Raw genomic sequence first — 13082 nt, 5'->3', positions numbered from 1 at the left:
CTTATTTCAAGCGTTTTTATGCTGTGTCAGATTTAATTAACAATAACAGGGTTAAATCTGACAAGCCTGATGCCGCGGATATAATTTTCATCACTAAGGATTTTTTGTGCTTTTAGAAAAATTTAAAATAGCATTACAGTATTGCACGCCTCAACATGGTCTTTCCCGTTTAGTTGGCTTTTTAGCTGCTAGTAAAGCCCCTTGGATTAGCCAAACGTTTATTCGAATCTTTGCCAATGCGTTTAATATTTCGTTAGATGACTATCAAGCAGATAAATTTTCTGAATTTAAATCGTTTAATGACTTTTTCACACGAGCACTAAAACAAGAAGCTAGACCAATAGACAGTACAGAAAATGCAATAGTTAGCCCAGTTGACGGTGAAGTTAGTCAAGCTATGCCGATTACAGGTGATTCTGTTTTTCAGGCTAAGGGACATGATTATAGTTTAACAACCCTACTTGGCGGCGATGCGGAAAATGCTAAACCTTACCAAGACGGTTTATTTTCAACAATTTACTTGTCTCCAAGTGACTATCATAGATTACACATGCCGTGCGATGGTGTACTTAAAAAAATGATTTATGTGCCGGGTAAACTTTTTTCTGTGAATCAAGCTACTACTCGAAATGTACCTGGTTTATTTGCACGAAACGAAAGATTGGTTTGTTTCTTTGATACCGAGTTTGGTGAAATGGCCATGGTGTTGGTTGGCGCTATGATAGTTGCAAGCATAGAAACTGTCTGGGCTGGTAATATTACGCCACCAAGAAGTAAGCGCTCATTCACTTGGCATTATAAAACAGATGAGAATTCACCAGAGCGAATCGTCATTAAAAAAGGTGAAGAGATGGGACGATTTAAATTAGGCTCAACCGTTGTTTGTGTGTTTGAAAACAATCAAGTTGAGTTTGTCGAATCTCACGTTGCAGGAACCAAAGTTAGATTAGGTGAATTAATGGGGACTCGTTGCCAATAATTTATGCCTAATCACATTTCAACTCAAGCAGAGCAAAAAATGGCTCTGCTGCAAGTCCATTTGGGCGTGTTACTGCTAGGCGGTACTGCTCAATTTTCTAAACTAATTCCACTTTCTGGCGCAGAAATTTCCTTTGGTAGAGCAGTTGTTGCTGCGATCGTTTTACTCATGATAGTTAAAATGACAGAGGGAAATCTAAAGCTTAAAAATGCGCGAGATTATCGCAATAGTATTATTCTTGGCGTGCTAATGGCATTGCATTGGGTGACTTACTTTTTTGCGATGCAAATGTCGACTATAGCAACAGGTATGATAGCGCTTTATACCTACCCAGTTTTAATTGTCTTGTTTGAACCTTTGCTGAATAAGCAAAAACCTGAATTAAAAGATTTATTAACAGCAGGGTTAGTGATGACAGGTATTGTCTTATTGGTACCCGATCTAGATCTCGAAAGCGATTTCACCATAGGTATTTTACTCGGTGTTTTGTCTGCCGTATTTTTTGCTGCGCGTAACGTGATGAACCGAAGAGTGTTTTCTCATTACTCTGGTACTAAAAATATGATGTATCAGTCAATCGTGATTGCCGCAGTATTATTGCCTTTTGAAATAGACGGCTATACTCAAGGCTTAGACAGTTCAACTTGGCTGTGGCTGTTAGTGCTAGGTGCTTTTTTTACTGCTTTACCACATAGTTTAGTGGTTAATGGGTTGCGCCATATTAAGGCTAAAACCATGAGTTTAGTCTCGTGTTTATCGCCTTGCTATGGAACTGCATTTGCTGTGTATTTTTGGGCTGAGTACCCAAATACACAAACTTTGATAGGTGGTGCATTAGTGGTTTCAGCGGCTGTTTATGAGACCTTAACTGCACACAAGAGTTAATTAGGAATCAAGTATGCTAGTTTTTGCTCATCGGGGCTCAAGTGGCGTGGCACCCGAAAATACGTTATCTGCATTTTCATTAGCGCTTGCAGATAAAGTAGATGGCATAGAGTTAGATGTCCAGGTTATTGAAGGTGTCGCCATGGTTATTCATAATAACTGGCTTCAGGGCACAACAACAGGCATGGGGCGTTTAGATCAGGTTAGCTTGGACTATTGCCTAACTTTAGATGCGGGCGATGGCCAAAAAATACCGAGTCTGGAGCAAGTATTAAAGCTTGTTGCTGGCCAATGTTTAGTTAATATTGAAATTAAAGCACATAATGCCGAAGAGGTTGTCGTTGCAGTCGCTAAGAAAGCGGTCAATGAATTTGGTTTTAAAGCAGAACAACTCATTATCTCATCTTTCAATTTACCTGCGCTGAAGCGGGTGGGAGAGCTAGCTCCTGAATTTCCATTAGGCGCCTTAACAGCGAATATTCCACTGGATTACGCAGCGTTTGCTGAACAAGTACAGGCGAAAACAATTCATTTGAATCGAGATTTTATTACTCCTGAGTTTGTGGACGATAGCCATAAACGTGGCTTAAAAGTTTACGTTTATACTGTTAATTATGTCGAAGATATTCAGCTAATGTTAGAAATGGGCGTTGATGGAATTTTTACCGATTATCCTAATAGGGCATTAGATTATTTATCTAGCGTTGAAAAGTAGATAGGATAAGGGAACCGAGCTACTAAGCTAAAGAAAAAGCGAACAAAGCCAACTATGGCTTTGTTCTATAATTACTTGTTTTAAATTAGATTAAAACTGAGTTTACTTAACCCCAAATTTATAAATTGAGCTGGTTGTGTAAGTTTCACCTGGGGCTAAAATTGTGTTCGGAAAATGTTTGTGGTTTGGCGAGTCAGGAAAATGTTGAGGCTCTAGTGCCAAACCAGCTCTAAACTTGATTGGTTTGCCATTTCTGCCTTTTACACTGCCATCCATAAAATTACCTGAATAAAACTGAATTGCAGGCTCTTGGGTGATGATATCCATGTAACGTCCACTAATCGGATCATATAAAGTGGCTTGGTGTTTTAAGCTTTTATCCCAATCACTGAATACCCAGTTGTGATCGTAGCCACCGTATTCTGTGTCCATGCCACCGCCATAACTTAACTGTGTGTTTTTGACTCGAATATCTTGACCAATCGCTTTTGCTGTTCTGAAATCAAAAATAGTCCCTTCAACACTTGCTAGCTCACCTGTTGGTATTAGTAAATTATCTATCGGAGTGGTCTTATCTGCTTTTATTGTGAGTACTTGACCTTCGATATCTCTTTTATTGTCGCCAGAAAGATTAAAATAAGCGTGTAAAGTCAGGTTTACTGGGGTCTTTTTATCTGTCGTTGCTTGGTAATCAAGGCGCAGCTCATTGTCATTATTTAAAGTGTAAGTGACTTTTATATTTAGATTACCAGGATAACCCTCTTCGCCATCAATAGATAAATAGCTCATTTCAACGCCATTGTTTATAACACGACTGTCCCAAGCTCTTTTATGAAGGCCTTTTTTTCCTCCATGAAGTTGGTTAACGTCATTATTTGCTCCGCCATTATTGCGAGTCACTTGATATTCGACACCATCAATTGTGAATTGACCTTTGCCAATTCGGTTACCAAAACGACCAACTATAGGACCTGTGTAGCAACAATCATCATAATATTCTAACCAGCTGTCATAACCGAGCACTACATCTTCAATTTTACCATCTCTATCTGCTACTTTAATTGAGGTTACACCGGCACCCCAGTTTGTCAGTTTTACCGTCATACCTTGAGCATTCATCAGCGTATATTGATTAATAGTTTTGCCTTCTGCTTCACCCCAAACTTCAGTGGATATTTTAACACTTTGAGTTTGTGCTTTAGCTGTGTCAACTGCACTCGTCTCTAGACCTTTTTGGCCGCAAGCGGTTAAAGCAGCTACGACTAAGGCTGTATTGGCCGAAAGTACCAAACTATTTTTAATACTTAACATAAACGATTTCCTATGTTTTTTGGATAGATGTTAGATTATCCTCTATAAAGTATTACTAATACTAATAGAATATTTGTATTATTTAAATGATTTTATTGGCAAGGGTTAATTATATTTTATGATTTTGGGCTTTTATTTTTGATTTTTTGTAAGTATTGCTAAGGTGTATTGACGTTTTCTGTACATATTTTGTTCTAATTAAACGCTTTTTGATCGCGACGTGAGATATACAGCATAGTTATTTTTTGCTTGTGTGGTAACTGGGAGAGAAGGGCTAATAATTTAAGAAGAGAGACGAGGTTATCGCCTCCATAGGCAGGACATACACTACTTTTGGATTAACTCAATGGCGTAGCCGTCTGGATCTTTGACGAAAGCAATTAAAGTTGTACCACCTTTTACTGGGCCAGCCTCACGTGAAATTATCCCGCCATTTTGTTTAATTTGTTCGCAGGTCTGATAAATATCTGAGACACCAAGCGCTATATGACCAAAAGCATTACCTAAATCATAGTTTTCCACACCCCAATTATAAGTTAGCTCAATCTCTGCACCACTTTCATCATTTGGGTAACCAACAAAAGCGAGCGTGTATTTATATTCTTCATTATCGTGTTGACGTAATAATTCCATGCCTAATACTTGGGTATAAAAGGCAATTGATCTGTCTAAATCTCCAACTCTTAACATAGTGTGTAAAAAACGCATGGTGAATCCTTAAAGTGTTTTGAATGTATGGATAGCTTATTTTATATCAGTAAATGTTATTGGATAGAAGCTATGATATAAATTAGCTGATTTCTTATCTAGAGTAATGGTTAATGAGAAAAACAATGGCGCAATCTAACCCTTGAGGCCTTATTTAGCTACCACTAGAAATATTAAAAGGGACTAATTACAAGATGTTCTTATTACTTGCTTTTGGCACCGTTATGCTTGGCTTTGGATGCTATATGTGTGCCCAGCCTATCCGGTTTTCAAATGGTATTATTTGGTTTGGCGAGAGAAAATGGTTTCATTTATTTGAGATAGTGAGCCGATTCATTCTTGGTGTATTTTTTATTTTATTTTCAGACAAAACCGCTTACCCTTTGTTTGTTAATTCTCTTGGCGGTTTGCTCTGTTTTGTTAGTTTATTTCTAGTTGCAATTGGTTCTAATCGTCATAAACGCTTTGCATTATTGGTCGCTAAAATTGGAAAAAATTTCCGTTATTTTGGCTTAATCGCAATAAGCTGCGGAGCTATAATTGTTTCTTTAGGACTGATGTCTAAATAAAAGCCGTAACTTTCCCGACTTTTTAAAACGGGTAGTGGCTGAAGATATCGTCAACTTTGTTGTTTAGCAGATTTGTATCATTGTTGATTTTGGCAAAGGTACGTAAGCCCGCAATTTGAATTTGTACATGGATAGCTAAGTCTTGTGCATTTTTATGTTTATCAACCTCACCTAATGCCTGCGCAGCTTCAATTAGTTTTACAAATTCAGCTGAAATTTCAGCTAAATGCGATTTAGTTGTATCGATTAAATCTTGGTTTTCTTCGGTTAACTCACCAATGGTTTTCGCGAGCATACACATTCCGCTAGGCGCTGTATCTTGGCTTTCGATTACTTGGGCTTTGACGAATGCTATCAATACAGCCATAGGCGAGTCGTGTACTTGCTTTAGTTGTTGAATTTGAGTTAGCCCTATATCTGTATAGTGCCTTAATGCTTGTTTAAATAGCCCATCTTTGTTACCAAAAGCTGCATAAATACTACCAGGTCGCATATCTATTTCGTCTTGTAAATTGCGCATAGACGTAGCGTGAAACCCCTTTTTCCAATACAAATTGGTTGCTTTGTCTATGACATTTTGGCGATCGTATTTAGCTGCTTTTGCCATTATATTTTCCTAAATCTAGATTTGAACTAGCGTTCAATTATAGTTTTTAAATAGCTAAGGGTAAAGAAAAAGCTTGTAGCAGTGTATTTTCACCTCAGTTGAATAATTAATTTGAGCAGTCGTTCAAATATATGTTGAACGATCGTTCATTATCTTCTATAGTTTGCTTCACTAATAGAGGAAGCAGATTTCCTCTGTTTATTTTTTGAGTGATTGAAGAATTGGGAGCATGATATGAACGAGTTTAAATTCCATACAGTAGAAACCGCACCAGAGGCAAGCAAACCTATGCTTGAAGGCGCAATAAAGCAAATGGGTTGTGTGCCTGGTTTATATGCGGTAATGGCGGCATCACCAGAAACTTTAAAGGCCTACCAAGAATTGCATAAGCTTTTTACAGAGACTTCATTTAATAAAGAAGAACTAACCTTAGTATGGCAAACAATTAATGTTGAACACGAGTGTACTTACTGTGTTCCTGCGCATACAGCAATCGCAAATTTAATGGAGGTTGACCCTGCATTAACTGAAGCTTTAAGAAACCAACAAGCTATGCCAACGGCTAAGTTACAGGCTTTGCATGATTTTACTTTAGCTGTGGTGCGTGAACGCGGTAATGTACCAGAAGCACAACTTGATGCTTTTTTTGCTGCTGGTTACGGCCAACAACAAGTGATGGAAGTGATCTTAGGTGTGTCGCAAAAGGTGATTAGCAATTATGTAAACCACCTTGCTAAAACACCGGTAGACCCTATGTTTGAGCAGTTTGCTTGGAGTAAATAACTCGATTCAGGCTTATTCAATAGAGTAAGCCTGATAAAAATTAATACTCACTAAATTTTGTTAATTATTACCATGTTTTAGATAACTTATTATCCTATTCGCTAAATTCCTTCCATTGCCCATAATCAAACTAGTTTTGCGCTTAAGCCTAGTTTTAATCTGTCATTATCTTATTCGGGTATCAATTTTTGTTTAATACTGACTCTTCTTCACAGCAATGAAATTTCACACAATGGGAGCAAAAGTGTTTACAACAACAATAAAAGCCAGCATGTTAATTTCTACTTGGGTTAGCTTAATGGCTCAAAATTTAGTATATGCAGAAGTGCCAATTAAGCCGCTTTCACCCCAAGCTTCTTTAGCCAGTATGCAATTACAAGATGGTTATACAATGGAATTGGTGGCCCATGAACCTATGGTTGAAGAGCCTGTGCTATTGAGTTTTGATGGTAAAGGCAGAATGTACGTTGCTGAAATGCTGACCTATATGCAAGATCTTGATGGTACTGGACAAATGAAACCAGTCAGTCGGATAAAAAGGTTAGAGGATACGAATAACGACGGCGTCATGGATAAAGCGAGTATTTTTGCCGATAAGTTAGTATTGCCTCGGATGATTTTACCTTTGCAAGATGGCAAAATTTTAGCCAGAGAAACCAACACTTTGGATCTATTATTGTTGGAAGATACCAACGGTGATGGGGTCTCAGATAAGCGAACCACAGTATATCAAGGTGGAAAAAGAGGCGGTAACTTAGAACACCAACCCAGTGGCTTAATTTGGGGTATAGACAATTGGTTATACGTCACCTACACCAATAAACGTTACAAAGTTCTTAAAGATAAAGTGATTGCTCAAGACATTCATTATGGCGGCGGTCAGTGGGGTTTAGGCCAAGATGCTGTCGGGCGTTTGTACTATTCTGCTGCGGGTGGTGAAAAGCCTGCGTTCAATTTCCAGTTTCCAAGTGTTTATGGGGCTATTCCAATTGCAGATGAATTGGCAGCAGGCTTTAAAGAGGTATTTCCAATAGAAATGACTCCTGATGTTCAAGGAGGCAAATCAAGACTACGTGATAACAACACACTAAATCACTTCACCGGCATTGCCGGACAAAGTGTTTATTTAGGGGATAAATTACCTGAATTAAACGGTGACTATATAGTGCCTGAACCAGTAGGCAATTTAGTTCGCCGCGCCAAAATTACCCGTAAAAATGGCTATTCGATAATTTCGCATCCTTATCAAGCAGCACAAAAAGAGTTTATTGCATCAACCGACGCTTCATTTCGGCCAGTTTGGAGTGAAACAGGTCCAGACGGTACTTTGTATTTAGTTGATATGTACCGAGGGATTATTCAAGAAGGGAATTGGACTCAAAAAGACTCTTACTTGCGAAGCGTCATTGAAGCTTATCGTTTAGATAAAATTATTGGTGGTGGGCGTATTTATCGGGTGACCAAACCTGGATTGAAGCAGAGTGAACAACCTAATCTATACGCTAAATCGGCTACCCAGCTGGTTGAATATTTAGCTCATGCTAATCAGTGGTGGCGAATCAATGCGCAAAAATTATTGGTTTTAAGTCAAGATCATTCCGTTATCCCTAATTTGGTCTCTATGGTTAAAACCCACCCAAACGCACTCGCAAGATTGCATGCATTATGGACTTTAGAGGGGTTGGGCTTTGTTGACATTAACTTGTTAAAGCATGCTTTTAACGATAATGATGAAAATCTTCGGGTGGCTGCGGTACGGATATCGGAGCAAGTTTTTAGTAAATATAAAACGAGTCTAGTTAAACTATGGCAAACCTTGCTTTTAGAAGCGGATATTGAACTAACTCAACAGATTCTCTTATCCGCTTATTTTGTCGGAGTGAATGAAGTTAGCCGAAACGAACTAGTCGACCTTGCTAAAACACGATTCCCTAATAGCATTGGCATACAAGCAATTCTCTTGACTATGGAGTATCGAGTTAAAGCAGCGAAAGACCAAGCAGAAATAGCAAAAGGTAATCAAGTTTTGGCTGAATCTATGTTAAGGGGTAAGCGGCACTTTGAGTCATTATGCGCAGATTGCCATGGTGAAAAAGGGACTGGTGTTCAGGCTAGTACAGGTTTAATTGCCCCTTCATTTGTTGATAACCCAAGAATCAACGGTGATATTGCTATTTTAGGGAGAATCGTTTTACAAGGCTTAGTTGGTCAGATTGAAGGGGAGACATATTTGGGCGGCACTATGATGTCGCTTGCTTCTAATGATGATCTTTGGATTGCAGATGCGCTAACTTATATTCGCAACAGTTTTGGTAACCAAGCAGAAGCTGTGACTCCAGAGCAAATATCACAAATTAGGCAGTTAGAGAAAAGAAAAGTGCCATGGACGTTTGCTGAATTAAAAAGCCTGTATGGCCAAGCACTATCCAACAAAAACGAATGGAGATTTAGTGCGAGCCATAATCCAACTAATTTTACTGCTTTGGCCGATGGTAAATTAGATAGGGGACGTTGGCACAGTAAAACCAAGCAAAAAATTGGTATGTGGCTGCAACTTGAGTTACCTCAGGTGTATCAAGTAAGCCGAGTACTGGTAGATTGTCGTCCGTATGAATGGAACTGCGCAAAATCACTTGATCTAGAGTTTTCATCTGATGGGCAAAACTGGACTCTTGTTGATCGTAAAATCAAACCAGCAAGTCACTATATTAGTCAAACGTTAGGACATAAAGCCAAATACCTGAGATTTGTATTAACTAATGGTAGTGCAGTTCGGCCTTGGTCTGTTACTGAAGTGGATATTGTTGCCAGCCCAGTTGATTAATCTTATTCACTCGTGCCGGACACTCTGAAACTAAAAATAACTTTGATAGCGAGTATTCTAGCTATCTTTTTGCTTTTATTTTGTGGGTTAACTTATCGCAATAAACCCTGTTTTATGGTTAAAAAATAGGTTTTCCTAGCGATTTTACACTTACTAATTAAAGAAAATAAATAGATGTTTATTTTAAATAAGTTAACAACTACACTGGGGCTCTGACTGTTCAATAGTTTCTTGTTTTTAACGCATGGTATTGATTAAATGATCGATTATTTAGCTGTTTTTATTACATTTTTTGCAGTTATCGACCCAATAGGAACTGTACCTGTATTTGTCGCTGTGACAGCTGGATATGACCCCAAAACAAAACGTCGCATTGCCTTACTCGCATCTGTCGCTGCGCTTGGTATTTTGTTATTTTTTGTGGTGATTGGCGAAATTATATTAAAAGCCTTATCTATCCCACTTTCAGCATTTCAAATATCTGGCGGTATCGTTTTATTTTTATTTGCGCTGAATATGATCTTTGGTGACAGTAAACCAGAGGAAGAGATTAAAAGTTTAAGAGACGACCATACAGATACGGCAATTTTTCCTTTGGCAGTTCCTTCAATTGCTAGTCCTGGAGCGATACTTGCGGCTGTTTTATTAACTGAAAATGCAATTTTCAGTATATACGAACAAGCTTTAACTGCTCTGGTGATGTGCATAGTTTTACTGGTGACTTATGTCTTAATGTTGATTTCTGGACATATCACTAAGGTGATTGGCGCCAGTGGCGCTAGTGTGGTCAGCCGAGTAATGGGACTCATTCTTTCAGCTGTTGCAACGACTAATATTTTGAGTGGACTCAAACAGTATTTTCAGCTGGTTCAATAATACTTTGACCAAATTAAGGAAAATTGAAACATGATACTGGTTTACGGCATTAAGGAAGAACTCAATCCAATCAAGGCTAAATTATCAGATGTTATCCAACACTCTATGCATTGCGCATTAGGTTTACCCGAAGATAAGCGAGCGCATCGTTTTATTCCTATGGACAAACAGGATTTTTATTACCCCTCAGGCCGCTCCGATCGCTATACAGTGATTGAGATTAATATGATGGAAGGGCGAAAAATCGAAACTAAGAAAGCATTGATTAAATCCTTGTTCTCCAGCATTGAATCCGAGCTAAATATTTCGCCAATAGATATAGAGATAACCATTAAAGAGCAGCCAAAACATTGCTGGGGCTTTCGTGGCATAACTGGTGATGAGGTTCAGGATTTAAACTATAAAGTAAATGTTTAACAGAAGAGGACATTTACCCAAATATTTAAATAACTTGAGCACAGGTTAAATATATTGGCTTTAGCTAACTTATTGCCAGTCTGGCACACTGTAGTTATGCAAAATTGTTGCTAACTCCCCGGATAATCTCAGATTTTTCATACCATCACTGAGTAGCTTGGCTAATTTTTTTGAGTCTGGTCTTGCGGGGGAGAATGCAATGAAAATAGGCTCAGATGCGATGTCAGCTATATGTTTAAACTGTTGCTTTATTACTCGATTTTGTAAGCTGAATTTTAATACCGCATTATCCTCGATAATGAGATCTATTCGATTATGGAGCAACTTTTTAAGATTACTTTCAAGTGGATTAGCACCCGAGATCAACTGAATTTTAGCTGCCGAGTGTCGATTGCTTTTGATGTATTTATCTAGCTCAATACCATAGGAATAGTTGCGAATTGCACCCAGCGTATAGCCCTTTAAATCTTCCACTGATTTATAGTTTAAGTTAATGTCTTTTCTAGCCCAAATAGCGTTAACTACGCTACCTTGGCTATTTTCCGGAAAAATAAAATCGGGCGCATCAGAATAAAGTGCGCCAATTACCCCGTTAATTTTACCTGTTCTCGCGTTGTGAAGAGCCCTTGGCCAATTGAGTTTTTGGTACTTTACTTGGTAGCCATGAGGCTCGAAAATTGCTTTGGCTATCTCTACCATAAAGCCAGGTAGTGCGGAATTAGGTTTACAGTTATACGGACACCATTCATCTGCTTGCAAAATGATTTCTGGTGAATTGAGCTTAACCTCAGGTTTAGCCCAAGTGCTGAAATTTATCATCAATAAATTTGAACATAACACTAGAGCGAAGATTTTATTGATCATGTCTCGTCATTATCTATCTTGGTTATAAATAGAATAGCCTACTTGAAGCATTTTATTGAGAGCAATCGGTATTTAACTCTGCTGCGTCACTGGCTTATTTAATCAATCTATTCAAAAACCTGTTCAATTTGTTTAATTGAAACCCCAAGTATTTGGATTGCTAACTCATTTAACTCTGAAGTATCACCTTGAAAATGCAGTGTATAGTGATAGTGACTTTGAGACTCGCCATGCGCTAACTCAAACGCTGCAGAGGATGTTTCCATTTCATAAAATGGCCCAAAATACTGACCAAAGTCGTCTGGACCATCATTAAATACATTGACGATTTCGCCAGCATAAGCATCGCTTGAATCTAGCCAAGATGCAGTGACATAATTTGCCTTTTTATCCGAGCTGATATTAAACAAGATTATTGTGAGTAGATTTCTTTGTGCGTCATATGCGCCCATAACGGGTTTAGTATTTTCAACCGGCACGCCGGTTTTATTCATGTATTCTGCATCAGCCTTGTAAAAAACATGAGTCTGGGTTGTTTGAGTATGGCTAGGTTTTATTTGGTTAAAATAAGCTGTTGCTTGTTTTACTTCACCCTCGGTTGGGATAACCACAGTGGTGTTTTGACTCGGCTTAAAAGCGCCCAAATGCCAAAGTGATACTAAGCCGGTTTCTTTACGCCAAGCTTGACCTGTGTTGGTGATTTTTGTATCACTGCCATAGCCTACATAATCAAGAGATTTTCCAACTTTAGTTTCAAGCATCTGTTCAATTTCATTTTTTGAAAATAATTTTATGCGGCGATTGAGATTGAAATCAAACTGAGTGCCTGAGTTATTTATGAGTTGAATGTCGGCTTGAACAGTGACCTGTGTTTTAGTTTGAGCTAGGACTTGGTAGGGCTGTAATACAATCGCATCTTGGGCATATAAATTGTCGACGATTCGTTCTTTTCCGGGTTGAAAAAACTGTGAAAATTCTCCAGTTTCAGGGCCAAACATTAGTCTATCTGCACCACCAATAGGTGTGCTTCTTGACGAGTGTTTTTGGCTTAAATACGCTCGATTAAACCAACCTAAAGTTTCGCCTAGATTCGAATTTGTTGTCGCTGTCATCACTCTACCTTGCAATTCAGGCACAACAATAACTTGTCTGTGCTGATCTGACAAAACGACAGGATTAAATGCCTTTGAGAGTAAACGAATATCTGCATTAAATTGGTTAGGTTCAGCTTCAATGATATTTGGCTGCTCTATTGTTAATTCTGTACAAGCTTGTAGTAGAGGAAAAGCACAAAGGGTCGCGCTTGCTATTTTAACAAGTCGTTTCATTTTAAGTCTCATTATTAGTTTGGGTTTATTTCATTTAATATTTTTAGGCATTAAATAGAAAGAAACCAAAGTTGATTAGATAACAGTTTTATGTATATTGTTAGCTAAATTTGGGTTTGTGAAAATACTTTTAATGAAAGTTAAATATAAATGTAGCTTAATGTTAGCTGCTGACTCTTTATCTAACTATCTGGTTTTAACGTTTGAAAGTGGCTA

Annotated in this window: 13 protein-coding genes; 8 read left to right on the top strand and 5 right to left on the bottom strand. The window is 38.2% G+C overall.

The genetic code is table 11. The annotated features are described in order from the left end of the window. Nucleotides 1-106 precede the first annotated feature (106 nt). From asd to XM47_RS16260, 3 genes are read left to right on the top strand one after another with little or no spacing between them, the layout of a single operon-like run. Nucleotides 107-979: an archaetidylserine decarboxylase gene (asd, locus tag XM47_RS16270; RefSeq protein ID WP_048694911.1), complete on the top strand. Its 873-nt coding sequence runs from the start codon at nucleotides 107-109 to the stop codon at nucleotides 977-979. A 3-nt stretch (nucleotides 980-982) separates the two neighbouring features. Beyond that, nucleotides 983-1864, top strand: coding sequence for a DMT family transporter (locus XM47_RS16265; protein WP_048694909.1), 882 nt, complete (start codon nucleotides 983-985; stop codon nucleotides 1862-1864). Between the two features lie 13 nt (nucleotides 1865-1877). Further along, nucleotides 1878-2579, top strand: a complete 702-nt coding sequence (locus tag XM47_RS16260; RefSeq protein WP_048694907.1) for a glycerophosphodiester phosphodiesterase — start codon at nucleotides 1878-1880, stop codon at nucleotides 2577-2579. Between the two features lie 102 nt (nucleotides 2580-2681). Here XM47_RS16260 and XM47_RS16255 read toward each other — a convergent pair whose 3' ends face one another. Together XM47_RS16255 and gloA are read right to left on the bottom strand one after the other, a co-directional pair. Continuing rightward, nucleotides 2682-3890: an aldose epimerase family protein gene (locus XM47_RS16255; protein WP_078061945.1), complete on the bottom strand. Its 1209-nt coding sequence runs from the start codon at nucleotides 3888-3890 to the stop codon at nucleotides 2682-2684. A gap of 327 nt (nucleotides 3891-4217) precedes the next feature. Further along, entirely contained in the window at nucleotides 4218-4598 is a 381-nt protein-coding gene (gloA, locus tag XM47_RS16250; protein ID WP_048694905.1) for a lactoylglutathione lyase, read from the bottom strand. A 194-nt stretch (nucleotides 4599-4792) separates the two neighbouring features. On the opposite strand from gloA, the gene XM47_RS16245 reads away from it, so the two are divergent. Further along, nucleotides 4793-5167 carry a hypothetical protein gene (locus XM47_RS16245; protein WP_048694903.1) on the top strand — a complete coding sequence of 125 codons (375 nt, stop codon included), beginning with the start codon at nucleotides 4793-4795 and terminating at the stop codon, nucleotides 5165-5167. Between the two features lie 22 nt (nucleotides 5168-5189). On the opposite strand, the gene XM47_RS16240 is transcribed toward XM47_RS16245, so the two are convergent. Next, complete coding sequence (locus XM47_RS16240; RefSeq protein WP_048694899.1) at nucleotides 5190-5774, bottom strand: TetR/AcrR family transcriptional regulator; 585 nt, start codon at nucleotides 5772-5774, stop codon at nucleotides 5190-5192. Nucleotides 5775-6008: 234 nt separating this feature from the next. Between XM47_RS16240 and XM47_RS16235 the strand changes: the two genes are divergently transcribed. From XM47_RS16235 to XM47_RS16220, 4 genes are all read left to right on the top strand, one after another. Next, a complete protein-coding gene (locus XM47_RS16235) occupies nucleotides 6009-6557 on the top strand; it encodes a carboxymuconolactone decarboxylase family protein (RefSeq protein WP_048694897.1) in 549 nt (182 codons plus the stop codon). Between the two features lie 244 nt (nucleotides 6558-6801). After that, on the top strand, nucleotides 6802-9381 hold the full coding sequence (locus XM47_RS16230; RefSeq protein ID WP_245623490.1) for a DUF7133 domain-containing protein: 2580 nt from the start codon (nucleotides 6802-6804) through the stop codon (nucleotides 9379-9381). A gap of 258 nt (nucleotides 9382-9639) precedes the next feature. Next, the gene (locus XM47_RS16225) at nucleotides 9640-10257 is read left to right on the top strand and encodes a MarC family protein (protein ID WP_048694895.1); all 618 of its coding nucleotides are present in this window, start codon (nucleotides 9640-9642) and stop codon (nucleotides 10255-10257) included. Nucleotides 10258-10287: 30 nt separating this feature from the next. Beyond that, on the top strand, nucleotides 10288-10674 hold the full coding sequence (locus XM47_RS16220) for a tautomerase family protein (protein ID WP_048694893.1): 387 nt from the start codon (nucleotides 10288-10290) through the stop codon (nucleotides 10672-10674). A 69-nt stretch (nucleotides 10675-10743) separates the two neighbouring features. Here the strand turns inward: XM47_RS16220 and XM47_RS16215 are convergent, their stop codons facing one another. Both XM47_RS16215 and XM47_RS16210 read right to left on the bottom strand, forming a co-directional pair. Beyond that, complete coding sequence (locus tag XM47_RS16215) at nucleotides 10744-11493, bottom strand: substrate-binding periplasmic protein (RefSeq protein ID WP_172656552.1); 750 nt, start codon at nucleotides 11491-11493, stop codon at nucleotides 10744-10746. Between the two features lie 152 nt (nucleotides 11494-11645). After that, nucleotides 11646-12866 (bottom strand): DUF6786 family protein, encoded by a 1221-nt coding sequence (locus tag XM47_RS16210; RefSeq protein WP_149865541.1) that lies wholly within the window; start codon nucleotides 12864-12866, stop codon nucleotides 11646-11648. Nucleotides 12867-13082 lie beyond the last annotated feature (216 nt).

Source organism: Catenovulum maritimum (assembly GCF_001050375.1).
Taxonomy (GTDB): Bacteria; Pseudomonadota; Gammaproteobacteria; order Enterobacterales; family Alteromonadaceae; genus Catenovulum; species Catenovulum maritimum.
This window is presented reverse-complemented; position numbering and strand designations above follow the sequence as displayed.

What these genes read in the sequence shown, in the direction of transcription:
- XM47_RS16245 (WP_048694903.1), top strand. Translation starts at nt 4,793, where the DNA reads ATGTTCTTATTACTTGCTTTTGGCACCGTTATGCTTGGCTTTGGATGC.
- XM47_RS16255 (WP_078061945.1), bottom strand. Translation starts at nt 3,890, where the DNA reads ATGTTAAGTATTAAAAATAGTTTGGTACTTTCGGCCAATACAGCCTTA.
- XM47_RS16210 (WP_149865541.1), bottom strand. Translation starts at nt 12,866, where the DNA reads ATGAAACGACTTGTTAAAATAGCAAGCGCGACCCTTTGTGCTTTTCCT.
- XM47_RS16265 (WP_048694909.1), top strand. Translation starts at nt 983, where the DNA reads ATGCCTAATCACATTTCAACTCAAGCAGAGCAAAAAATGGCTCTGCTG.
- XM47_RS16235 (WP_048694897.1), top strand. Translation starts at nt 6,009, where the DNA reads ATGAACGAGTTTAAATTCCATACAGTAGAAACCGCACCAGAGGCAAGC.
- XM47_RS16215 (WP_172656552.1), bottom strand. Translation starts at nt 11,493, where the DNA reads ATGATAAATTTCAGCACTTGGGCTAAACCTGAGGTTAAGCTCAATTCA.
- XM47_RS16225 (WP_048694895.1), top strand. Translation starts at nt 9,640, where the DNA reads ATGATCGATTATTTAGCTGTTTTTATTACATTTTTTGCAGTTATCGAC.
- gloA (WP_048694905.1), bottom strand. Translation starts at nt 4,598, where the DNA reads ATGCGTTTTTTACACACTATGTTAAGAGTTGGAGATTTAGACAGATCA.
- XM47_RS16240 (WP_048694899.1), bottom strand. Translation starts at nt 5,774, where the DNA reads ATGGCAAAAGCAGCTAAATACGATCGCCAAAATGTCATAGACAAAGCA.
- XM47_RS16220 (WP_048694893.1), top strand. Translation starts at nt 10,288, where the DNA reads ATGATACTGGTTTACGGCATTAAGGAAGAACTCAATCCAATCAAGGCT.
- XM47_RS16260 (WP_048694907.1), top strand. Translation starts at nt 1,878, where the DNA reads ATGCTAGTTTTTGCTCATCGGGGCTCAAGTGGCGTGGCACCCGAAAAT.